This is a genomic window from Lacticaseibacillus suilingensis (assembly GCF_016861845.1).
GTDB lineage: Bacteria > Bacillota > Bacilli > Lactobacillales > Lactobacillaceae > Lacticaseibacillus > Lacticaseibacillus suilingensis.
The window spans coordinates 157,686-180,208 of sequence record NZ_BOLV01000003.1 but is presented as its reverse complement, the minus strand read 5'-3'; the positions used below and the strand labels follow the sequence as shown (position 1 = coordinate 180,208).

The window sequence follows — 22,523 nt, the reverse complement described above, 5'->3', positions numbered from 1 at the left end:
CCGCACTGAACCATCGTCCCAGACGTATTCTGAACTATCTTCGCCCATGCGATTACTACCGATGCATGGCGTAACAGCCTAGACCACTATCAAGAATTCGTTATCATCGTTGCACTTGACTTGAAAATTGAGGCGATATTTTTTGTCTGACTGGCCTAGCTCGCATCATTAACAACCAAGGCACCAAGGTTGATCCCAATACCGGTACTGCGTCAACTGCTGCCAATGCCGTTGATCCTTATGCTTTTGGCAATAATCGCCTGATTGCCGGAGCCGAGCAATTTTACCGCTACAATTCGGGTGAAACGATTCCTTGGGTTCAAGTATCGCAAAAAGGTGATGCTACTCATCCTGCTATCGAAGCCGATGGCGTGCAGAACCTCATCGACTTCGGTGGCGCCGTCAGCATCGATGGTCGGGGCCGCTTGAATAAACCTTACGTCTCAAGTGAAATCTATGATTACTATCGCTTCCAGGAAGGCATGACCCCGGCAGAGATTGCCAAGCTATACCCGGCCATCACCACCCAGGCCACGCACCTGGATGGCACCACGTTCTACGAAGGGACAACGGCCTTGAATTACTGGGGCGCGTACAGCGACAGCAAGATTACCGAAATCGGCACCGACTACTGGCTTTCGATGCCGGCTGCCAAAGCTACCGCGACTGAAACTTTCCCAGGCACCATCAGCAAAACCAGTGATGTCAGCTTCAGTCAATTGGGGACGCCGTTAGACACAACTTTGGCGACTCGCGATAAGGATGGCATCACGGTCACCGCTGCTAAAGACCAAAGCAGCATCAAAGAAACTGCCTATGATGCGCTTTATCCTAAGGACACGACCACTAGCCGCGGTGGTTCCCAAGTTGCCTTAACTGGTTTAGTTAAACCAGCAGATGGCTATTTTGCCCTGAAGCTCAAGACCAATGGCCAGGCTAAACTCTTAATCAGCAGCAACAATAAACCAAATCTGGTTTATCAAACCATTGCCCTCCCTGATACGCATAACGAATGGATCACGATCGCCTACCCAACCAAAGGCGGTCAAGCCAATCTCGACTTCTTTGCGGTCATTAGTAAGCAAAACACCAAAGTCACGTTCAATGCTGGCTGCTACACTGACGCTACCGCTTTGCCGGTTTTCAGCGACAATGCCCAGGACGTGGCGATGTTTACTGGCAAAACGCTAACGCAAAAATTGACCGCAACCAACGCGACCAAGCTTTCATTGATTGATGCACCGAAAGGATTGACGCTCGCTGCGGATGGCACGATGACTTACCACGCAACAACGGCGGGCACTTATCCCGTGATTCTTCAAGCCACTAATCAGCAACGGACCATAACCAAAACCTTCACGATTACGGTTGAAGACAATCGCACCCAGGCCTACAACAACACCACAAAGACGTTAACCAGTGGCGTGTACACCACCGCCTCACTTACTAAGCTTAATGAAGCGGCCGATCATGTCAAAGCGTTGCTTAAGAGTGGCGATGACGCGGCGTTCCAAACCGCCTTACAAGCCTATGCCGACGCCATCAAACAAGCTGAATTACTCAATCCAACCCTGAAGGATGGCAGTCTCAACTATGCGGCTTACACCGACTTGGCCCAGGCCAATTTGTTAGATAAAACTGGCGCCATTGACAGCAAGCAGACCTTCTCCACCAGCAATTTAGTCGATGATGACCCAGCCAGTTACGGTGGCGATTGGATGACCCCTGCCGTCTTAGACTTCGGCGCCGACTATCGAGTGACCATCACTGGTGCCAGCTTCTTGGCGCGGACTGGTTTCCCTAATCGCACCCAAGGCGCCAATCTCTATGGTTCCAACGATGGCAAGACTTGGACCAAGCTAACTACCGCCACCACCAAGTTAGACAATCAGATGCAAAACGTGCCGATTGCTGAAACGCAGCAAAAAGCGGCCTATCGTTACATCAAGATTCAAGTCGACGAACCTGGTCCAGCCACTGACCCCGCCTGGCCTGGGATTGCCAGCTTCGCCGACATTCACTTGTTTGGTACGCGTAGCGAAGTCAACCAAGGCGCTGCTGGACTGACCGTACCAGCCCTTCTTGATGAGCCAGAAGCCCCTGCGACTACCGATAACAAACCGCAAACCGGCACCACCACACCAACCACCGATGACAAAACCACGACCAGCGTCGACAGTCGTTTTGATCATGGCAAGGCTACAACCACCACGACAAACAAAGGCCATGCCACCGGAGCAACCAAACCTACAGCGCAGAGCGACAAAAATACTACCTCCGCAGCCGCTAAGAGCAAGCGGAGCACCAACACGCTACCTAAAACCGGTAACCACAAAGCCGCACTATTGACTGGAGTAGGAATGCTGGTAGTAGTGCTAATGGCGGCTGGATTCAGCCTTTACCGCAAGTACGCTTAATCCGAACCTTTCTGGCCGATATTTTTAGCTTGGAGCTGATAGGCAAACGCCTACCAGCTCTTTTTGTGTCGTTTCATCGGCAGCTAGTTAAGCAGAATGAAGGGCTATCAACAAGTGGTGGCAAGGCCGTGGTTGCCGTTGTGACTGGTCGTTGTAGCTCCTGGAGTCTTTATTGACCAAGCCGATATCACTAGTCCCCTTCAACTCCGCTGTATTCGAGGCACGCGCCTCAGCCGGTCAAAGCACGCGACACGCAGGAGTTTAGTGCCAGCTCATCATATCTGTCACTGCGCGATCAAGTCAGCGCAGAGTCGCCTCGTTTGCTGGTTGACGTAGCCCCGTCCTCAAGCTCTCTCGTCAGCAGTCGAAACGCTGACGATCAGCATCCAACCGTCCTATCGAACCCAACCAGCCAAGGTTGCTTCCTGATGAAAAGACCGTATTCACTGATAGGATGGGTCTCAAACCAGCGAGCTACTCCCCTCTTAAACCGCTATTAAACGCATACGTCAGCGGATGAGGCGCAACTGGAGTTCTGCACCGAGCCACAAAAAAAACACCCAGATGACGCCATCTGGATGTCTTCATGTCTCGTTAAAAATTTGTTGCTTTGAATTGTATCACCGTGTTTAGTGCCAAAGATGGGCAATGAAATCGGTCAATGCCGGCCGCCATAGCGAGAAATCATGGAAGCCGTGTTGCCGCTGATAAGCTAGCGGTGCTGGCGCCATCGCGTCAACTGCTTGCTTAAACGCTCTAGTATGTTCGTCCAGTGGATCGGCATCCCCACAATACAAGCGAATCTGAGGAAGTGGCTGACTTGCTTCGAGCCGCTTTTGGTAGAGATAAACCGCATCGTTTTCGCTGCCTTCGAGGCCTTTGGCGAAAACATGTTTGAACACCGGATCGCCCCGATGGCGTTTGTAGAAGATGAACGCTGGGGAGAAGGCGCCAAGCGCGCTGTAGTAAGGAAACTGCAAGCCAAGTTTAACCGCGCCATACCCGCCCATGGAGTAGCCGGCCAGCGCGACGTTGAGGTAAGAGAAGTCTAGCCGAAACGTTGCTGCCATCGCGTCATAGAATTCTTGACCAATCGCGGTACCATAATCTTCACCGTCTTGATGGTCGGTGTAGAAACTATTTTCACCATTGGGACAGAAGAAAGCAATGTTGTTTTCATTAGCGAGATCTGGTAAAGGGGTATTGACCAGCCAAGCCTTTTCATTGGCGTTGACCCCATGAAGGAGGAACAAAACATGGGTATTCGGCGTCAGCGTTTTCGGCAACACTGCCACATAACTGACATGGCGAGAGAGCGATTTAGAAAAATAGGTACCTTCGATAATCATATGCCTAACCTCAGATGATAATGCCCAGGCCACCAAGAACGGCAGAAACAACAATGACACTAATCAAAACCGCCGTCGTGGAGACTTTCTTCTTCCGCAGCAACCAAATCAGGAACCAGATAACGGCCAGTGGCACAATGCCTTTCAAGATGCCGTCAAGCGTATCTTGGAGCTTGAATGGCACCCCGCCGAATTTGGTGTTAACGGTAAATTTCAGGGGCACGTTGAGGAAGCTCATCGCGCCGATCATGATCAGCCCAAGCATTGAGCAACCCTTAGTGATCGATTTGAGTAACCCACTCGATTGTGCTTCGGCGATGTAGTTCGCGCCGACTTTATAGCCCAAAACCCCGCCATAGTAACGGACTAGGTAATATGGAATATGGAAAAGCAACAGGAACAGGATTGGGCCAAGGATATTCCCCTTAGCGGCCAGCCCCAAGGCCACCCCAGTCGTGATGACCCGCCAAGTCCCAGTGAAGAAGGAGTCGCCTAACCCGGCCAAAGGACCCATCAGGCCAACTTTTAAGCCTTGGACACTTTCCTCAATATTCTCAACGGGCTTCTCGGCATTTTCCTTTTCCATTTGATACACAATGCCCTGAAGGAAAGGCAGGAAGACTGGGTTGGTATTAAAGTACTGCATGTGGCGCTTTACCGCGGCGTAATACTGATCATCATCCTTGTAGAGCTTACGCATCAGTGGCATCATCGTCCAACCGAAACCAGGGCCTTGCATCCGCACATAAGTCATTTCACCCATGACGGTGAAGCCGCGCCAGAAAATGCTATGAATATTTTTCTTATCCTCTGCGGTCAGATTTTTAGTTTGATTACTCACGATAGGAAGTCCTCCATTTCTTCGGAATTAGCGTTGCCAGACTTGCCAGCAGCTGGACCATCAGGATTCTGGTGGTTCTTGCGCTTGCTGAAATCGGTCAGAATGTAGTAAACCGCAAAGGCAGCGCCTAAAACGGCAATTGGCATGGTGCCCAGGTTCAGGTAAGCCGCCAGTACGAACCCAACGAAGAAGAATGGAATCAGCTGTTTGTCCCACATGGAGTTAACCAGGATAGCCATCCCAACGGCAGGCAAAGCTGCAGACATCGCAGTCAACGCATTGTTAACGAACGCTGGCATGTTATCCATCAGGTTCTTAACGGGTTCAACCCCAACCATCATGATGATGAAAGCGGCAATCCCGAACACCAGCGGATAAAAGATGATGGCAAAATAATGGGCCGCAGTGAAAAGCTTGTCATTGTGGTTGTTAATTGCCCGATCTTCAAAGTCAACGACGAAGTTAAAGATCACACCGGCGATTAAGTTAAACAGCAAAACGGCGAGTAAGCCGATTGGAATTGACAGGGCCACGGCTGCAGAAGTGCCTTTGTTCAGCAAGATCCCGAATGCTGTGCCAAAAACTGCGGCGGAAGAAATGTCAGAGGGAACAGAACCCCCAACACTAAAGGTGCCAAGAAAGACGGCTTCAATGGCCGCCCCCATTAAGATGCCTTCGCGCAAGTCCCCAAGTGCTAACCCAACTAATGGGCCAATCCAGATTGGGCGAATGTTAATGTTGAAAAAGCCCCAGTCAAGGAATTTAGTGAGGAACATGATAATGGCAATAAGTAAGGCTTGAATAACCATGTTTAAGCTCCTTTACGAATAAGTTTGTCAAACGGAATTAGTGGTTGGTCAGGAACAATCTGGTAATTAACGGTAATTCCACTATCTTCGATTGCTTGTAGATCCGCGACATCTTGATCGCTGAGGCGAAGATTGTCGGTATACTGCTTCTTGTCTGCCGTCCCAACTCGACCAAAGTTACCGATATTCACCCTAGGAATACCCGCCAAATGCTCAGTCACAAAGCGGGCATCTTGGGGATTATTCACCACAATCAAGACATCTAAGGCTTGGACCCGGGGATCGGCAAACATTTGCTTAGCTTTTTCCCGGGTTAACACGATGGCTTTCATCGTATCCGGCGTTGCCATTTTTAGCGATGCCGTCTGAATCGGGTCATTGGCTGCTTTGTCGTTGACCACAATAATGCGGTTAACCCCTAGATTGCGACTCCAAATCAGTGCCACTTGCCCATGAACCAACCGCTCGTCGATTCTCAACATTTTGATCAATAAACTCACCTCTTGATAATTTCTGCAGAAAAATAATTTAGGCCTTCACTAAGGCTTAAGCAAGTACGGTGCCAACTTTTGGCGAAAACGCGCTAAGCCGCACGGGACCGGCTAAAATTAATTTCTGTGATGCAGCGCTTACAAATGGTGCTTGTGAATATCTGAATAGATGCTATGATGTTTTCGACAGAATGTTAAGTAATAAAAGATGTGTCGAAGGAGGACGTCATGGGTATTTCGCAAGTCCAAGCTGAAGTGCGGCAAGCCACCCAAGCCGCATCAAGCTTGCAAGACCTCACCCAAATCACCACCGAGATGATTGCCCAAGCGGTATCACTGAGCCGCAATACCACTAGCCAATATCTCAACGAACTGTTAAAACAGCGGCAAGTCGTGCAAATCAAATCACGCCCGACTTATTTTGCTGATCGCGAAGCTTTTTCCGCGCAATTTTTTGCGCCTAAGCTCGATGTCTATGCCTCGCTTGAGGAACTGGAGCATGAGCAAGTCAGACATAACAATGTCTTCAAAGCCTTCATTGGCAGTGACCAAAGTATGAAAGAAGACATTGAGCGCATCATCACCGCGCTCGCTTATCCGCCCAACGGCTTGCCGTTCATCTTGTCAGGCAATACCGGCGTTGGGAAAAGTCATTTAGCCCGGTTATCTTATGAGTATTGCCGGCAAGAAGGCATCCTCGGCAAGAACGCGCCGTTTTTGACGTTGAATTGTGCCCAGTATTATCACAATCCAGAATTGTTATCGAGCAATTTATTCGGCTATGCCAAGGGTAGTTTTACCGGTGCCGTTACCGACATGAAAGGTCTGCTGGAAGAGGCCAATGGCGGCGTTTTGTTCCTGGATGAGTGTCACCGGCTCGACCCGGAGAGTCAAGAAAAGTTGTTCTCGTTTATGGACACCGGTACGTTCCAGCGCATGGGTGACACCGGGGTGCTACGGCACAGCAATGTGCGCCTGATTTTCGCCACTACGGAGGACCTCCAGGGTACGTTCTTACAAACCTTCATGCGGCGCATCCCCATTGCCGTTAAGATTCCTAATCTGAATGACCGCTCAAAAATCGAACTGCGCTCGCATATTTATGCTTCATTTATCGAGGAGGCCAACCGCCTCAACATGACCGTCACCGTCAGCCCGTGGATTATTAACCGCCTCTATAACCATACTTATAAGGCCAATATTGGTGAGTTGAAAACCGATATTCGCATCCTGTGCGCCCGCGTTTTCTCCAAAACTGACGACAAGCAGCACATGGTGATGACCACCGAAAATATCGGCAATGGGCTACTCACTGATCTGTTGGCCGTTAATGAGCAAGAAACCATCGTTCAAGAACCGGTGACTTTCACCCCGCAAAGTGTTTTATCTGATTACATCAAGGCTTGGCACGACGATAACGCCTTGGTAAATCTCTTAATTCAGAAATTCTTGCAAGTCGATAGCGACTTGCAGGCCCATAAGCTCACTGCGGCGATGGTGCGTAAGCAGGTTGCCCGTGAATCCGCGGCCTTAATGGATCAGATGGTGCATCAAGACAAGCGCTTTGAAAATGAATCGCTGAAATACATGACGGCTTTAATTCAGAAGCTCTTCGACTATTTGAACTCGAGTTTCTTTGTGAAAATCAAAGGCAACGCCGTCGTCGCCATTGCCAATTTCATGTACCGGAAGCACGATTTCGAAATGGCGCTGCCCCCAGCCAATGAAGCCAAGATTGAGCATCTACTCGCCGTTTTGGCCGAAAATGCCACCGTGGAAAATCAGGTGTTAAAGGCCTTCTTGGATCTGGTGCGCACCCAGTTGGATTTTCGTCTTGATGCATTCAATCGTCTGTTATTGCTAGGTTACTTGCTGTCTTTGGAACTGAACGCTGTCGAAACCGGTCAGCACGCGTTAATTCTGGCGCATGGCTTCTCCACCGCCAGCTCAATAGCGGATGTCGTTAATCAATTCCTTAACCACAAGGTGTTCGACGCCTATGACATGCCACTCACCGTTTCGGTGGACCAGGTCAAACGTTTCTTAGTGGAATACGTCAAAAAGTATGATTGCCACAAAGGCTTAATTGTCCTGGTCGACATGGGGTCTCTGATGGTTCTGCCAGAACGGCTGGGCGACTTGGTGAACGGTCCCTTGCTCTTGATTAACAACGTGTCAACGCAAGAAGCGCTACTGGTCGGAGAAATGATTCAGCAAGGTGCTGTCATTGATGAAATTGGGCGCCGCGCTCAAGATAAACTGCTCCCGCAATATAAGCTGACCTACCCCGTCATTGAGAAAACCCCAATGATTGTCACCACCTGCCACACTGGCGTCGGCTCTGCACGCCAGATTCAAACCCTCCTTGAGAACAGTATCCCGACAGATGTCGACTACAAGGTGGAAGCCGTGGATTATGCCTTCCTGCGTAAATACCGCGAAACTGCCCCAATGTTCAAGCAATATGACGTGGTGGCGATCGTTGGCACCAACAATCCACAGCTAGATTCCGTGCCATTCATCTCGCTAGAAACGCTGGTCTCGACCAAAGATTCCAAAGTCTTGCATCAGCTGTTCCCTACTATCGAAGATAAAGACGTGTTAACAAGTATTAACGAAAAACTGATCCAAAATGTCTCGATTGAACGTCTGTTGTCAGCGGTCACGATTTTGGATGTGCACAAGGTGATTGCCTCTGTCGGTGCCATGATTGAGCGCTTGGAAGAGGGGGCTAAAATCCATCTCTCAAACAACCAACGGGCAACCTTATACGTGCATATCTCGGCGTTGATTGAGCGCTTGATTCGCAATGACAAACCTTTGGATTATTCGCCTCAAAACCCGGACGAGCGGGTTCAAGGTTTGACTCAGCTACGGCGGGCCCTAGCAGATATCGAATCAACTTATGCGGTGAAGGTGCCTGATAGTGAACTGAATTATTTGTACGATATCGTGTTTGAAGCCTAACCCACCAGCTGTCAGCGCAATCCCCTGCGGGCTCGACATAAATTGGCACGTCTTTTGCTTATAGGGATTCGAACAACCAGGAGGGTAACGGTACAATGACAAGAATAATTTTGGTTTCACATAATCAACTAGCGCCAGGCATGAAGGCGGCAGTTGAGATGATTGCTGGTCCACAGGCGAATCTGGAGGCTTATGGCCTGATGCCAGGTGACCAGCCCGAGACCATCATCCATGCCATCAAGACCACCATCACCGCAGACCAAGACGTCCTAGTTTTGGCGGATATCGTTGGCGGGTCGATGTGTAACGCCGCCATGAAGTTGCTCAATCTGCCGAATGTCAGGCTGGTTGGTGGCATGAATCTGGCTTTAGTCCTTCAGATTGTTCTCGCGCCGCCAACCGATGCCGCTGCCCTGGCACATGTCATTGACCAAGCCCAGGCTAGCCTGCACCCCGTGATCATCCAACAGACCTCAGACGACGATTTCTTTCTTAGTCGCTAAGCCATCAAAAATGGCGGCCAGCCCTGCGCAGTGCGCATGTAGCTGGTCGCCATTTTAGTCTTATTAGCCTGATTGTTTCACGTGAAACCGCTTAGTTAGCTTGTAAAATCTTTTCCGTTTGTTTCTGCAACGCATCAAAGGCGGTTTTCCCTGCTGTCCCCTTCGTCACGGTGACATCCACCGTGTCCATCAGGTCATTGCGATAATCGCCGTAACCGGCAAACACGGTTGAGGCAAAGGCATCATCTGCCGCGTCCCCTGCAGCCTTGAAGGTCGGATTAGCCTTCAGATACTTTTGGTAAGTCGCAGACGCCAGCCCGCTCTTAGTGACCGGCACATAACCGGACTTAATGGCCCACTGGGCGGTGTTAGCTTTCTTCAGCAAGAACTTCTGGAAGGCCCAGGCGCCGGCTTGCTGCTGCTTGGTTGCCCCTTTGAACAGCACATTGTCATTACCGTTCAGCGGCGCGGCGGTGGAGCCGTTGGCGAAGCTTGGGATGATGGCAGTACCCCAGTGCATGGTTTTCGGGGCTTCGCTTTGCACCGATCCGATGGAACTAGAGCTGCCAATCCCAAACACGGTTTTGCCCTGAGTGAAGGCCACGTCGAAGTAGTAATCGTTGCCGGCAGTCACGAGGTAGCCCTCTTTGCGCATGTTCAAAATCGTATCCACCGCCTGCAGCGTCGTTGGCGCATTTAAGTTGGCCTTCTTCGCGGGTGTAATCAGCTGATGGCCGGCTTGCTTCGCCATCCCTTCCAGCTGCACATCGTAGGACTGATCCGTGGCGATCACGCCCAGGCCAGCCGCTTTGAGCTTCGGACCCATTGCCTGCAGATCCGCCCAGGTTTTCGGCAAGGTGAGGTTGTATTTGGTCATGAGGTCCTGATTGTAGAACAGCACCTGGGTGGAAACCGAGTATGGCAAGCCATAGTATTTGCCTTCATACTTGCCAGCGGCTAAGAAACTCGGAAAAATGTCAGCCTTGGCGCTCGCCGAAAGTTTGTTAGCCCCGTCTAACATCTGACTATCCCACGGAATCAGAAAGTCATTTTTCACATAGTCGCCGATGTTGGTGTATGGCGCTTGCGCCATCACAGGCAGCGTTTTGGACTTCGCTGCTGCCATCAGCTTTTGCTGCAAGGCGTCATAGCTGCCTTGCGAGGTGGCCACGACCTTGTAGTCTTTTTGCGATTGATTGAATTCATCAATCAGCTTTTGCTGGGCCTTGTCCCAAGAGCCGGTCATGCGATGCCAGTACGTAATTTTCACTGGTGTGTCGGCTTTCGCCTGCTGCTTACCCCCGCAGCCGGCAAGCCCCACTGTCAACAATAACCCCAAAGTGAACGCCAGCCAGCGGCTTGTGCGTTTTTTCATTCTGTTTTCCTCCCATGCTGTCTATGATGTCTTGACACCCCATCATTATGCCAACTTTTGCAGGGAAAGGAAAGTGCTAAGCCCTATTTTCTGTAATCCAGAGCTTGGGGCGAGCCAACCGAAAGCGATTTCTTTACCGGCTGGTCGGTCTTGTGCCGCCCTAACGGCTAGTGTATTCTGAAAGCGAAAGGATGGTGCTTTATGCCAGAAACTTACGGCTACATCAAGCGTATTCGCGGGCTAGTCGGGCACATGCCCTTGATTTTGAACTGCTCTGGCGGGGTGCTACTGAACGACAAGCGGGAGATTTTGCTTAATCATCGCACCGATAACGGCACCTGGAGCTTGCCCGGCGGCTACATGGAATACGGCGAAACTTTTGCCCAGACACTGATTCGCGAGTACAAAGAAGACAGCGGCCTGGACGTCAAAATCGTCAAGCCGCTGTCGGTATTCGATCAAGGGGAAACGGTGTATCCCAATGGCGACGTGTGCCAAACCATTGCGATGCTCTATCAAGTTGAACAAATCGGCGGTAGTTTTGCCGAAGCCGATGCCAATGAAACCACAGAAGTGAAATTCTGGCCACTGGACGCCTTGCCGCCGCTGCTTAATCAGCAAAATGCGGACATGATTGCTTACGCCGCCGCGCACTGCGATTAAGCAACCGCTAGCGACCAGCCCCGCATGAGCAAAACTCACGAATCAAACAAGCCGCATCAATGCAGATGCGGCTTTTGCTTGCATAAAAATTACATCAGCTGACCGATGGCGTAGTGAATGATCATGGTGATGATGCCGACAATGATATTGCGGATCATCGCGGTTTTCACCAGCCCATCTCCGAATTTGGCGGCCAGATACCCGGTTAATGACACCGACAGTAGCACGGCCACAATCGTTCCTGGCCACTGCCAGCCCACCGGGAGCACCGTCATCGCAAACAGCGGAAAAATCCCGCCACTGGCTGCCGACACCAGCGAGGAAAATGCCGCATACCACGGGTTCATGTAGTGGCCTTTTTTCAAAGCGTACTTGACCCGAATCACCGTGCCTAGCGCATCTTCTTGCAGCAGTTGATCGGCAATTTGACCCGCCGTCGCTGCCGTTACGCCCCGCGCGACATAATAGTCGATCACGGCTTGGCGCTCGCCGGCCCAGTCGGTTTTGAGCAGCTTCGATTCCTGCGCCACCACAGCCTGCTCGGTGTCTTTTTGGGAGCTCACGCTGGCATACTCGCCGCTCGCCATGGAAAACGCGCACGCCAGCAAATCCGACAAGCCCGCGATAAAAATCGTGAACTGATTGGTGGTGGCGGCCGCGACCGAGAACAGCACCCCGACCACCGTCAAAATGCCGTCGTTGGCCCCGAGCACCCCGGCGCGCAAAGTGTTGGCGCGCTCGGCCATCGTCTGCTGGGCTTTGGTTTTTGGTTTCACGATTGCTTTCATGCTCAACGCCGCCTTCTGCTAAAAAATTCCGACCAACCGCTAGCGCTTAATGCGCAAATAACGTCCCAATGCCGTAAGTCACTGCCATGGTCAACACGCCAGAGACGACATTGCGGAGCATCGCCTTCCCGCGGTTGGCATGGCCCAAAGCCGCCGCGGTGTAGCCGGTCAAGGACAAGGCAATGATGACGGCAATGACTGTCGCGATGACTTTGATCGCCGGTGGAAATACCGAGATGGCGACCAGCGGCAAAATCGAGCCGGTCGGAAAAGAAATCATGGAAGCTAGGGCCGCCGCGATGGCGCTGGCTTTTTCGTTGAGATCAAAGCCGTAGCGTTCCCGTACGGCAATGTTCAGCGCATCGCGAGTGAGCATTTCATGGGTGGCTTGCTTGGCGAGGTCGGGCGAAATCCCGGTTTGCTCATACTTGTGCTGAATAAAATCAAACTCGCCTTGGTAATCGTTATCCAGCGCGCGACTCTCCCGGGCAATCGCTTGGCGCTGGCCGTCCCGCTCACTGTTGACCGAGACATATTCCCCCATCGCCATCGACACCGTGCCGGCGAGCATGCCTGACAGCCCAGACAGCAAAATCGCATAACTGTTGCTCGTAGCGCCGGCTACCCCAATCACAATCCCGGCCACCGACAAAATGCCGTCATTGGCCCCCATCACGCTTGCCCGCATGACGTTCACTTTTTCTGCAAGTTTCATGCTTTTCCCTCGCTTTTTGGAACCACTCCAATGTAACAAAATCGATTGTAGTCCGCGTTTAGCGTCATGTAAACCACCAAGAAAAATTATTTCGCTACTCCTAACTTTTTGTGAGTTTACAAATGAACGGCATCGCCGTCAAGTAAACAACCTCGGCGCCTCGCTTTGGTCATTTTCAGCCGCCTTCACCATCCGGATTGGTATCACGGCTGAAAGTGCCTTGATGCAGGCTTTCATTTATCATTTTACCCAGCTTGCCAGCCTTTAATTTCGGGCTTTAATCACTTTTGGCGCTTTCATCATCTACCCTGGTCGCCAGCAAGGCCTCGTTATTTTTGTTAGGCACCACTAAATAAAATATTTACATCGCTTTTCAGGGGCGTATACTAAAGGTGATTTCAGAAAGGATTGATTGAGTTGAAGGAGACAAACAGCGCGCCTAAATCGCGCAAGTTGATTGCTTACGCCAACGGCCCCTCACTGGAGGAAATCAACGGGACAGTGGAGGTGCCCAAGGGCAAAGGGTTTTGGCGCACGCTACTGGCTTATTCAGGTCCCGGGGCTTTGGTCGCCGTCGGTTACATGGATCCAGGTAACTGGTCAACCAGTATCACCGGCGGACAAAACTTCGGGTACCTCCTCATTTCCATCATTTTGATTTCAAGTTTAATTGCCATGCTCCTGCAAAACATGGCGGCTAAACTTGGCATCGTAAGTCGCATGGATTTAGCGCAGGCCATTCGCGCTCGCACCAGCAAAAGCTTGGGTATCGTTCTTTGGATTATGACTGAGTTGGCCATTATGGCCACCGATATTGCCGAAGTCATCGGCGCCGCCATTGCCTTGTACTTATTATTTGGCATTCCGCTGGTGATCGACGTGTTCATCACCGTTTTTGACGTCTTGCTATTATTGCTCCTCACCCGCATCGGTTTTCGGAAAATCGAAGCGATTGTGGTGACCCTGATCATGGTGATTCTGCTGGTCTTTGTTTATCAGGTGGCCTTGAGCCGGCCTGACTGGCTCAGCGTCATCAAAGGCTTAGTGCCATCGGCTGGCGCCATTGCTTCCCATCCGGTGGTCAATGGTATGTCGCCGTTGAACGGGGCGCTAGGTATTATTGGCGCCACGGTCATGCCGCATAACCTTTATCTGCACTCGGCGATTTCCCAAACGCGGAAAATCAACCACGATGATGAGGATGAAGTCGCCACTGCGGTTCGCTTCAGCCAGTGGGATTCCAATATTCAACTGTCTGTCGCCTTTGTCGTCAACTCCCTGCTACTGATCATGGGGGTCGCGGTGTTCAAAAGCGGCGCCGTGAAGGATCCGTCCTTCTTCGGCTTGTACCAAGCCCTTTCCGATAGTTCCGTGCTCAGCAACGGCATTTTGATTGCTGTGGCTAAATCCGGCGCCTTATCGGCCTTGTTCGCTGTTGCGCTGTTGGCTTCCGGGCAAAATTCCACCATCACCGGGACCTTAACCGGTCAGGTGATCATGGAAGGCTTCATTCACATGAAGATGCCGCTGTGGGCGCGGCGTCTGGTCACCCGGCTGATTTCAGTCATTCCGGTGCTGGTCTGCGTGTGGATGACGCGCAATCTGTCAGCCGTGGATGAACACGAGGCGCTGAACACCTTGATGAATAACTCACAGGTGTTCCTAGCCTTCGCCTTGCCATTTTCCATGTTGCCACTGCTGATGATGACCGATAGTGCCGCTGAAATGGGCAGCCGCTTCAAGAACTCGCTGTGGGTCAAAATCTGCGGCTGGATTTCCGTGCTTGGCCTCACCTTCTTGAATATGCTGAACCTGCCTGACTCTTACGCCGGCTTCCTCGGCGCGCATGCCTCAGCCAGCGAAATCACCACGGCACATGTCTTAGCCTACATTTCGATTGGCTTGATCGTGCTGCTGCTCGGCTGGTGTGTCACCGACCTGTACCGCGGCAACAAGAAGCTGCTGGCCGCCGGCATGGGCCGCGATCAGCTCTTAGCCGCTGGTAAATCAGCTGACACCATGATCAACGCCGAACGGGCCAAAGAAACCGCCGAAGACAAACACACTGAAGCCTAAGGAGGAGACAGCAGATGGCACAAGATGATTTCAAGCACATTCTCGTTGGGGTGGATGATTCCCCTGACGCCTTAGCCGCCTTCCAATATGCGATTCACCGCGCCAAGGCAGATCAAGCTGAACTGATCATTGCTTCCATTCTTGAAAGCGATGAAATGAACGTTTATCAGGCCTTGTCGAAAGATTATGTGCATGGTGAGCGCGCCGATCTGGAGCAGCACCTCAGCGAATACGTCAAGCTCGCCGAAAAGGCGGGCATCGCCAAGGTCCGTGCCGTCATCGGCGAAGGCGACCCTGGAGAAACGATTGTGAAGACGCTCATTCCCAAATATCAGCCTGACCTCTTGGTGATTGGCGCTTCGGCCAAAACCGGCTTAGCCAAGCACTTTGGCAGCCAAGCCGCTTACATGGCGAAGCACGCCCCGATTTCCGTGCTGGTCGTCCGCGAGTAGCGATATTTCCCGGAAAATACTGAGCAGACAAAGAATCCCTGCAGCCGCGTGGCTACAGGGATTCTTTGCGTTCACCATCTATGTTCACTGACTCAAACTTAATGCTTAGGCCCCGGTAATGCCCAAGAAGGTCAAGGCAAAGCCCAGAACAACGACGCCGAGCAGAACCTTAACTGGGCTGACGTTCTTGCGCAGGAGCACGAAGCAGCCTACCGCCAACAGCAAAGGCAGCATGTTCGGCAAGATCTGGTCGAGGACTTTTTGCAGTTCGAACACGGTGCCATTGATCTTCGTCTTGAAGATGACCGGCACTTTGACCAAGGTGGCGATCATGCCCCCAACAACGGTGACCCCGACAATGGAAGCGGCCTTGGTGAACATTGCCATCACGCCATTTTCCACGGCCTTTTGAATGTACTTGGTCCCCAGTTTGTAGCCGAACTTCTGGCCGTAGTACCGGACCAGCAAGTTAGGAATTAGGGCAATCAGCGGCAAGGCCGCGACAATCAGGTTCCCTTGCTTGGCAAAGGAAATCGCAATCCCCATGATGATCAAAGCCCAAACACCGGAGAAGAAAGTATCACCGATCCCGGCCATTGGACCCATGAGCCCGATCTTCATCCCGGAAATCCCGGCGGTATCAAAGGTGCCTTTAGGAGCCTTCGCATTTTCTTCTTCCATGGAAAGGGCTAACCCTGACACCATGCCGTTCATGTTAGGCGTGATGTTGTAGAATTCCATGTTCCGCTTCATGGCTTCCCAGAATTGGTCGTCATCTTTGTAAATTTCGCGATAGATTGGCGCGTGAACCCAGTCCCAAGCCACCCCTTGTTGCCGGGTGTAGGACATGTTGAAGCCCAGGAACATATTGCGCCAGAACATGCGCTTCGTTAACTTTTTATCTTGCGCAGTCATTTCAATTTTAGTCATTGAAGAAGTCCTCCTCATCATTACCTGTCGATGCGGTTCCTTTCGCTTGCTTGACCTCGTTAATATGCCGGTCAATGAAGAACATCATCAGCCCAAAGACGACACCGAAAATGGAGACCGCCATGATTGGCAACTGCAGGTAGGCAGCCATGGCAAACCCAGCGATAAAGAAGGGCAAGAATTCAATGTTCCAAACGAACTTGAGCAGCATCCCCATCCCAACGGCTGGCAACATGCCAGCGGCCACTGTTAAACCAGTCAGGAATGGCTTTGGAATGGCGTTAACAAAGGCGTTAATGCCTTTGGTCCCGAGCAAAATGGCAATGAAGGCCAAGGCGAAGTATGCAAGTAGGTAAACCGCAATCTGCAACCACCAGAGGCGATTGAACTTCTTCAGGTTGCGTTGATCGATGTAGCGGTCAAAAACTTCAACGTTAGCGGTGAACCAGAACTTCAGCAGGTTCCAAACAATAACCGCCAGCATGGAGATTGGCACTGCCAGCGCGACAGCAACGGCAGGCTTTTGGTTCAAAATCAAGGCGAAGGCCACCCCGAGCACGCCCCCAACGGCGGTATCTTGTGGCAGCACCGCACCGATTTGCATGACCCCATAAAAGGCTAATTCAACGGCGGCACCTAAGATCAAGGCTTGCGAAGGGCTCTTGCCCAGCACCAGAGCCAAAACGATATAAGAGAAAAATGGCATTAACTGTAAGAATGAACCATAAGCGTTGAGCCATTTGCTGAAGGCCAGCACCAGCCCAACCACAACTGCTTGATAAAGTAACATAACTATTCTCCTTTCAGAAGACTCAAGAATGGTACTGGCGTGTCACTTGGGAGCGGCTGATATACGAAATTATTGCGTTTCTTCCCAATCGCCTTGACCGCCTCGACCTCATCATCGGTGAGATAAACCGTTTCTGAGATCTTATGTTTATCATTCAAGTTGCCGCCGCCAATCCGGCCAACATTGGCAATGTCCACCTTGGTTTCGACATCGACGTTATCCACCAGGGTCTTCAAGTTAGCCACCGTGTTGGTGAGCAAAAGCATCTTTAGCTTTGCTCCGCGCGGATCATTGGCAAGCTCAATGGCTTTGGCCACTGGGACCACCGCCACCTTGATGCCCGCTGGCGCTGCCAGGAGCAGCGCGTTTTTTTGGATATCGCTTTTGGCCGCTTGATCACTGGCCACGATAATCCGGCTCAGCTGTAGTTCCTTTGACCAGAGCAGGGCGACTTGGCCGTGAATCAAGCGATCATCACAACGCATCATACTAATCATCAAAACACCTCCATCTGCGGATGATTGCTCACCCGATTTGCTTACACCTACGTATAAGCAAATACGGTGCCAATCTTGTTAAACCACAGCTGGAGGCGTTATTTGGTGAAGCGTTTACATGAATTGATTAGTGTGCAAAACCGTTTAGGCCGGCGCCACAATCGCTTTGAACAATTCCGACAACAACGACAGCTCATAGCCATCAATCGTGATGCCGTATTTCAACTCAATCGGCTTGAAAATGCCTTGCGCCACCGTGAAGAATTCCTCTTCCCTGGCGTCTTTCGGCTGCAACGAAGCGCTGCGGCTGCCTGACACACCGGTCATGAGCCGTTCAACCATCAGCGAAATGTGCATGTACAGGTTGAGTTTCGTTTTCCCATCGATTTTGACATGGTAATAATTCTCGAATTTGAAGATGACGGTTTCCACTTCTTGAATAATGATGCTGGGGTTCAAAAAGGCCAGCCGTTCCGACACGCCTTCAATGGATAAGAAGCGCACCAGCCGGTTATAAAGGTCATCGAAAGTCTTTTGATCCACATACTGCTTGAGGATATCGTGAATCATCACCTGGCCGCTGGTATCCAGCAAATCGTAAATGTTGATATGCGGAATTTCGAAAGTCTCCGGCAGATTCGTGGTGGTGATGACCAGCAAGGTGGATTCAAAAGCCTCAATGTCATTGGCCGCCACGCTTTGCCGCAGACGGTCAAAGTCCATGGTCACCAAACTGATGCGCCGGCCCAGCACTTCTTGAAAAATATCGCGCAGTTTTTCGGAAATACCCAAGCCGGACATGCAGGAAATCACAATGTTCTGATTCTTGGCGAAGCCTTCGAAGTACTGGGCCGCAATTGTGTAGTCGGTGCTAGCATGTTCGGCAATCGCCTCAAAGGGCAGCTTTTGTTGGATTTTCAGCCCGATATCCAGCGCCGTCGCCGTAGTGAGATTGTTCACCACCAGCAAATCGCCCTGTAATTGGCTTTTGATTTGGGTGTAAAGCTGGTTCAACGAGCCCATATCAACTAGCAAGATGAAGCCGTTAGAGGTATCAAAATCCGCCACCGTTTGCTTGGCGCGTTTGGCGATTTGATTAATGGTGGTATCGATGGGCATATCCAAGGCGTCTACCAAGTAGGTGCCGCACAGGCGATTGACCACCGATTGAATACTGGTGGCCATGTGACTGCCATGCGCCACCATTAAGCAGCGCAGCGGAATCGTTTCATCCACCGTTTCGCTTAAACAACAGGTCAAAATCGCTGTCAGTACTTCATGGCTGGCCGGCGCAATCACCGGTAGCTGGGCATAAAAGGCCTGGGCCACATGCTGCGAGCGGGCAAAATGACTGGCTAACCGCTTAATGGCGGCCAAACTATCAGCGCTAAGGGTGAAGTTCTGGACGTAAAGCTGGAACAACACCGGTTCATAGTCCAAAGCCGCTTTCAGACCGAATTGATCCACCACCACCTGGCGGAATCGCTGGGCGTGCATCGCATGGAGCACGGAATCTTCGCCGGTATCGGCGCCGTTGAGCTGGTAAAGGTTCTGCAACTGGGTGCGCACCGCCCGCGCCGTCAGCTCATCGTGCGCCGCCAAGTATGCCTCAAAATGCTGGGCCGGGCTGGCAGTATTCAGTTCAAACACCGTATCGCTGGCCTGCTCCCCGACAATCAGCGGCTGAGTGATATTCAAGTTGTCGGCAGTGACCCGAGAGGCTTCACGATCAAAATCGGTGATCGCCACCACCAACTGGGGCCCGGTCTTTCTGGTACTGGCCTTGGCGCAGGCGACTTTGATCATGTTTTTCAGTCGACCGACATTCCCATCCGGTTTCAAGTTCAACAGGTAAGTTAACGCCTCGGGGGCCACCTGAATCGGGCACTTGAAATTCTTCGCTTCAGTACCGAATAACACTTTAATGAAGGCCAGGCGCTCATTGATCGGCCGATGGGCATAGGCAGTGAGGTGCACATTGACTGGCACCCGCCGGTTAAAGGTTTCCAGCATCGCCGTGTGGGGATCTTCCGTTGTGGCAAAGATGAAACGGACCGAAGCCGTGCTGTCGTGCTGGTTTTCACCAATCGGCCGAAAGCGGCCGGTATCCATAAACGTGAACAGTTTCTCCTGGTTTTCACCAGACAAGCGGTGCACTTCATCCAAAAACAGGTAACCGCCATCAGCTTCTTGCAGCAGGCCTGGCTTGTTGGCATTGGCCCCGGTAAAGGCGCCTTTGACATAGCCGAACAGGATTGAGGAGAAGAGTTCCGGGTTATTCGCATAATCTGCACAGTTGAGCACTTTGTACGGCGCCGTTTTCGCCAGCGCCCCGGTATCTTTGGCATAGCGGTAGATTTGCTGGGCCAAAAAGGTCTTACCGACCCCAGAGTGGCCAGTAATGACAATGTTCAAGCCGCCTGGGTAAGCCACCGCCGCAATACACTTGCGGATGCTTTCCCGCTGGCTGCCATTGGCGCCAATCACCGCCGCCAAGCTGTGCAGATCATCTGCATCGCTGGCCACTGGCGCCACCGTGCTCGTTAACTGCCAATAAACCGGCCGCCCGGTGCCTTTTTTGACCAAGCCCGCCTGCAACAAGTCACTGAGGTAATGACTCGTCACCGAGCGACTCACGCCCATACGCGCTGCAATATCCGCCGTTGCCACCTGCGTTTGCTCAGTCAGCAGCTGCTGCAGCGTTGCCAGGACTCGTTCTGTCGCTTTACTCATTTCAAGACCTCCCGTGAAAGCACTTTCGCCCTCAATTTAGCAGACGTTCTGTGCAAAAGCAAGGGCACTTCAACCACTAAATAGCAGGATTAGTGTGTACCAAAGTTAAACACTAATTACGTCATTGTGGCCCGCAACTTGCTTATACAATGGTGGTAATCAAGTAGTGTGCAAAAGCAAGGCAGCGAAGGGCGGCGAGTTTAGCCGAATGGGTAGCCTAGCTTAAGGCATTGCCGTTGCTCTGTGACAGCGAGGCCTTAAGCGTAGCTGGCCACTTCGGCGTTGCCGACCGTAGCGCAACTATAGGCAGCGAAGGTCGACCGCCCTTAGCCGAATGAGTAGCCTTTCTACCGCATGTCAGTCTTTCTGTGCTGTGCGCTACAGACTGATCAAATCACTTCTGCGTTGCCGACCGTTACGCAACTATAGGTAGCGAAGGACGGCCTCACTTCGCAGCCTGTTTTTGCTCAGAACCAAGGAGGAGGTTTCGAACTGCAGTCAATAATGTCGAATTAAGTGTCACAGTAAGGTACAACGAGGATGTAATAATTTAGTGGAAGGCGTCCTCATGCTTAACCAACCAGATCCCTAAACACACCAATGTCGTCACCTTTCCTTCGCTTTGCGTAATTTAAAAGCGAGGGGAACGAAATAGAGCATTTGCTCGCGGTTTGCACTCTGTATTTTATTCCTAGCTTCAGCTTGGTTGGTTAGAGTCAGTAGCCAGTAATAATATTTCTAGCTCTACCCCTTCGAAAGAACAGGAATTTCAGACGTAATCAGTGGATTCACGTTTTCCGCGGTCATCGCTACGTTGCGGCAAGCACAAACCGAGTGGGTAACGAGAAGGAAACCGAAATGGTCTTATCTCGCTACGAATGGGGGTGAAGCGAATGATTAAAACACACAAAATAAAAATCTATCCCAATGCGACGATGCGCAAAGTCTTGACTAGTCTGTTCAATTACCGGCGCTATTGCTACAACCTGGCGTTAGAAACTTGGAACGAAATGTACGATGCATCGGTCATTCTAGATGATCAGTCGTTTCGGCCGAGCGAGCGCAAGGTGCGTGATGAGTTGGTGGCGAACAAGCAAGATTGGCAATATCGCCAATCTGCTCGCGTCCTACAACTAGCAGTTAGCGATTTAGCCAAGGCTTGGCAGAACCATTTCAATCCTAAGATGCCAAACCATGCTAAGCCGCGATACAAAGCCAAGAAGCGTTCAAAGAATGTCTTTAAGACGGATAGCGCCCAAGTGGTCAACGCCCGTTTGCGGCTTGATCGGCCGTGCGGTGTTCAGGCTTGGTATGACATCAGGTTGGCTGAAAAGCCGCGTTGGCAAGGTCAACTCAAGCTGGTCACGGTGGTTGAAGAAGCGAACGGGTATTATGCCTGTTTGGCGATTGATGTTCCAACTGCTGTTGTCGAAAAACGAGGTCAACGGGTGACAGGTGTTGATGCCAATATCGCTCGGTTTGACTACAAAGCCGCCGATGGGTATCAGGTAGTCAACACCCTACCTCAAAGACTGCTGGACTTATACCAGCGCATCACCGCCTATCAAAAGCAACTAGCACGTAAGCGAATAGCGAATCCAAAGCATTTTCGGTCCAATAATTACCGTACAACGAGAACCAAGTTGAAGCGGGATTATCAGAAAGTAACGCGAATTCAAGCGGATTTGCTCAATAAGTTTACAACTAAGCTAGTTTCTGAGAATGACGTGATTGCCATCGAAGACCTGGATAATCTGCACATGAAGATGAACAAGCATCTAGCGAAGAACCTTCAGCGCTCGTTGTTTGGTCAATTCAAACAGATGATGACGTACAAGTGCGAGTGGACAGCAACAAAGCTGGTCTTGGTTGACCGCTTCTATCCCAGCACGCAGCGCTGTTCCAGGTGCGGATACATCAAGACCGGCGATGAAAAGATTGGCCTCAATGGCAATAGAAAGCATCATACCGGTCACGATGATTATGTGTGTTATCAATGCGGCGCAGTGATGCGTCGCGATGAAAATGCGATTGAGAATTTGATTCAATACGCAAGCTAATCATTCAGGGTATGGCTAGTACCTTACAGTTCAAGAGTTGGTCAATGTCGCAAAGGTTGAATCCTGA

The 22,523-nt window shown here is 51.3% G+C and carries 18 protein-coding genes; 7 read left to right on the top strand and 11 right to left on the bottom strand.

The window, feature by feature from the left end; translation table 11 throughout:
- The first annotated feature begins 371 nt into the window (after window positions 1–371).
- On the top strand, window positions 372–2,417 hold the full coding sequence (locus JUF11_RS03330; RefSeq protein WP_204118307.1) for an LPXTG cell wall anchor domain-containing protein: 2,046 nt from the start codon (window positions 372–374) through the stop codon (window positions 2,415–2,417).
- A 629-nt stretch (window positions 2,418–3,046) separates the two neighbouring features.
- On the opposite strand, the gene JUF11_RS03325 is transcribed toward JUF11_RS03330, so the two are convergent.
- From JUF11_RS03325 to JUF11_RS03310, 4 genes are read right to left on the bottom strand one after another with little or no spacing between them, the layout of a single operon-like run.
- On the bottom strand, window positions 3,047–3,766 hold the full coding sequence (locus JUF11_RS03325; RefSeq protein ID WP_204118306.1) for an alpha/beta hydrolase: 720 nt from the start codon (window positions 3,764–3,766) through the stop codon (window positions 3,047–3,049).
- Between the two features lie 10 nt (window positions 3,767–3,776).
- Entirely contained in the window at window positions 3,777–4,607 is an 831-nt protein-coding gene (locus JUF11_RS03320; RefSeq protein WP_204118305.1) for a PTS system mannose/fructose/sorbose family transporter subunit IID, read from the bottom strand.
- Window positions 4,604–5,416 (bottom strand): PTS mannose/fructose/sorbose/N-acetylgalactosamine transporter subunit IIC, encoded by an 813-nt coding sequence (locus JUF11_RS03315; RefSeq protein ID WP_204118304.1) that lies wholly within the window; start codon window positions 5,414–5,416, stop codon window positions 4,604–4,606. Before JUF11_RS03315 ends, JUF11_RS03320 begins: the two co-directional genes overlap by 4 nt.
- 2 nt (window positions 5,417–5,418) lie before the next feature.
- Entirely contained in the window at window positions 5,419–5,898 is a 480-nt protein-coding gene (locus tag JUF11_RS03310; protein WP_236000397.1) for a PTS sugar transporter subunit IIB, read from the bottom strand.
- A 237-nt stretch (window positions 5,899–6,135) separates the two neighbouring features.
- Between JUF11_RS03310 and JUF11_RS03305 the strand changes: the two genes are divergently transcribed.
- Both JUF11_RS03305 and JUF11_RS03300 read left to right on the top strand, forming a co-directional pair.
- Window positions 6,136–8,874 (top strand): sigma 54-interacting transcriptional regulator, encoded by a 2,739-nt coding sequence (locus JUF11_RS03305; RefSeq protein ID WP_204118302.1) that lies wholly within the window; start codon window positions 6,136–6,138, stop codon window positions 8,872–8,874.
- A 95-nt stretch (window positions 8,875–8,969) separates the two neighbouring features.
- Window positions 8,970–9,377 carry a PTS sugar transporter subunit IIA gene (locus tag JUF11_RS03300; protein ID WP_204118301.1) on the top strand — a complete coding sequence of 136 codons (408 nt, stop codon included), beginning with the start codon at window positions 8,970–8,972 and terminating at the stop codon, window positions 9,375–9,377.
- 91 nt (window positions 9,378–9,468) lie between these two features.
- Here JUF11_RS03300 and JUF11_RS03295 read toward each other — a convergent pair whose 3' ends face one another.
- A complete protein-coding gene (locus JUF11_RS03295) occupies window positions 9,469–10,752 on the bottom strand; it encodes an extracellular solute-binding protein (RefSeq protein WP_204118300.1) in 1,284 nt (427 codons plus the stop codon).
- 201 nt (window positions 10,753–10,953) lie between these two features.
- On the opposite strand from JUF11_RS03295, the gene JUF11_RS03290 reads away from it, so the two are divergent.
- On the top strand, window positions 10,954–11,415 hold the full coding sequence (locus JUF11_RS03290; RefSeq protein WP_204118299.1) for an NUDIX hydrolase: 462 nt from the start codon (window positions 10,954–10,956) through the stop codon (window positions 11,413–11,415).
- Window positions 11,416–11,504: 89 nt separating this feature from the next.
- On the opposite strand, the gene JUF11_RS03285 is transcribed toward JUF11_RS03290, so the two are convergent.
- Both JUF11_RS03285 and JUF11_RS03280 read right to left on the bottom strand, forming a co-directional pair.
- The gene (locus tag JUF11_RS03285) at window positions 11,505–12,203 is read right to left on the bottom strand and encodes a VIT1/CCC1 transporter family protein (protein WP_236000392.1); all 699 of its coding nucleotides are present in this window, start codon (window positions 12,201–12,203) and stop codon (window positions 11,505–11,507) included.
- A 46-nt stretch (window positions 12,204–12,249) separates the two neighbouring features.
- A complete protein-coding gene (locus JUF11_RS03280; RefSeq protein WP_204118298.1) occupies window positions 12,250–12,918 on the bottom strand; it encodes a VIT1/CCC1 transporter family protein in 669 nt (222 codons plus the stop codon).
- A 417-nt stretch (window positions 12,919–13,335) separates the two neighbouring features.
- On the opposite strand from JUF11_RS03280, the gene JUF11_RS03275 reads away from it, so the two are divergent.
- Window positions 13,336–14,994, top strand: a complete 1,659-nt coding sequence (locus JUF11_RS03275; RefSeq protein ID WP_204118297.1) for an Nramp family divalent metal transporter — start codon at window positions 13,336–13,338, stop codon at window positions 14,992–14,994.
- 14 nt (window positions 14,995–15,008) lie between these two features.
- Window positions 15,009–15,446 carry a universal stress protein gene (locus tag JUF11_RS03270; RefSeq protein WP_125580275.1) on the top strand — a complete coding sequence of 146 codons (438 nt, stop codon included), beginning with the start codon at window positions 15,009–15,011 and terminating at the stop codon, window positions 15,444–15,446.
- Window positions 15,447–15,551: 105 nt separating this feature from the next.
- On the opposite strand, the gene JUF11_RS03265 is transcribed toward JUF11_RS03270, so the two are convergent.
- From JUF11_RS03265 to JUF11_RS03250, 4 genes are all read right to left on the bottom strand, one after another.
- A complete protein-coding gene (locus tag JUF11_RS03265; protein ID WP_164507858.1) occupies window positions 15,552–16,376 on the bottom strand; it encodes a PTS system mannose/fructose/sorbose family transporter subunit IID in 825 nt (274 codons plus the stop codon).
- Entirely contained in the window at window positions 16,369–17,166 is a 798-nt protein-coding gene (locus JUF11_RS03260; protein WP_204118296.1) for a PTS mannose/fructose/sorbose/N-acetylgalactosamine transporter subunit IIC, read from the bottom strand. Before JUF11_RS03260 ends, JUF11_RS03265 begins: the two co-directional genes overlap by 8 nt.
- Window positions 17,167–17,168: 2 nt before the next feature.
- The gene (locus tag JUF11_RS03255; RefSeq protein ID WP_204118295.1) at window positions 17,169–17,663 is read right to left on the bottom strand and encodes a PTS sugar transporter subunit IIB; all 495 of its coding nucleotides are present in this window, start codon (window positions 17,661–17,663) and stop codon (window positions 17,169–17,171) included.
- 144 nt (window positions 17,664–17,807) lie between these two features.
- Window positions 17,808–20,396, bottom strand: coding sequence for a sigma 54-interacting transcriptional regulator (locus JUF11_RS03250; protein ID WP_204118294.1), 2,589 nt, complete (start codon window positions 20,394–20,396; stop codon window positions 17,808–17,810).
- An 893-nt stretch (window positions 20,397–21,289) separates the two neighbouring features.
- On the opposite strand from JUF11_RS03250, the gene JUF11_RS03245 reads away from it, so the two are divergent.
- Window positions 21,290–22,456, top strand: a complete 1,167-nt coding sequence (locus tag JUF11_RS03245) for an RNA-guided endonuclease InsQ/TnpB family protein (RefSeq protein WP_204118315.1) — start codon at window positions 21,290–21,292, stop codon at window positions 22,454–22,456.
- Window positions 22,457–22,523: the final 67 nt, after the last annotated feature.

Excerpts from the sequence above, each read along its gene's own strand:
- JUF11_RS03245 (WP_204118315.1), top strand. The coding sequence starts at position 21,290 with ATGATTAAAACACACAAAATAAAAATCTATCCCAATGCGACGATGCGC.
- JUF11_RS03250 (WP_204118294.1), bottom strand. The coding sequence starts at position 20,396 with ATGAGTAAAGCGACAGAACGAGTCCTGGCAACGCTGCAGCAGCTGCTG.
- JUF11_RS03300 (WP_204118301.1), top strand. The coding sequence starts at position 8,970 with ATGACAAGAATAATTTTGGTTTCACATAATCAACTAGCGCCAGGCATG.
- JUF11_RS03265 (WP_164507858.1), bottom strand. The coding sequence starts at position 16,376 with ATGACTAAAATTGAAATGACTGCGCAAGATAAAAAGTTAACGAAGCGC.
- JUF11_RS03310 (WP_236000397.1), bottom strand. The coding sequence starts at position 5,898 with ATGTTGAGAATCGACGAGCGGTTGGTTCATGGGCAAGTGGCACTGATT.
- JUF11_RS03305 (WP_204118302.1), top strand. The coding sequence starts at position 6,136 with ATGGGTATTTCGCAAGTCCAAGCTGAAGTGCGGCAAGCCACCCAAGCC.
- JUF11_RS03255 (WP_204118295.1), bottom strand. The coding sequence starts at position 17,663 with ATGATTAGTATGATGCGTTGTGATGATCGCTTGATTCACGGCCAAGTC.
- JUF11_RS03285 (WP_236000392.1), bottom strand. The coding sequence starts at position 12,203 with ATGAAAGCAATCGTGAAACCAAAAACCAAAGCCCAGCAGACGATGGCC.
- JUF11_RS03290 (WP_204118299.1), top strand. The coding sequence starts at position 10,954 with ATGCCAGAAACTTACGGCTACATCAAGCGTATTCGCGGGCTAGTCGGG.
- JUF11_RS03315 (WP_204118304.1), bottom strand. The coding sequence starts at position 5,416 with ATGGTTATTCAAGCCTTACTTATTGCCATTATCATGTTCCTCACTAAA.
- JUF11_RS03260 (WP_204118296.1), bottom strand. The coding sequence starts at position 17,166 with ATGTTACTTTATCAAGCAGTTGTGGTTGGGCTGGTGCTGGCCTTCAGC.
- JUF11_RS03295 (WP_204118300.1), bottom strand. The coding sequence starts at position 10,752 with ATGAAAAAACGCACAAGCCGCTGGCTGGCGTTCACTTTGGGGTTATTG.
- JUF11_RS03325 (WP_204118306.1), bottom strand. The coding sequence starts at position 3,766 with ATGATTATCGAAGGTACCTATTTTTCTAAATCGCTCTCTCGCCATGTC.
- JUF11_RS03270 (WP_125580275.1), top strand. The coding sequence starts at position 15,009 with ATGGCACAAGATGATTTCAAGCACATTCTCGTTGGGGTGGATGATTCC.
- JUF11_RS03280 (WP_204118298.1), bottom strand. The coding sequence starts at position 12,918 with ATGAAACTTGCAGAAAAAGTGAACGTCATGCGGGCAAGCGTGATGGGG.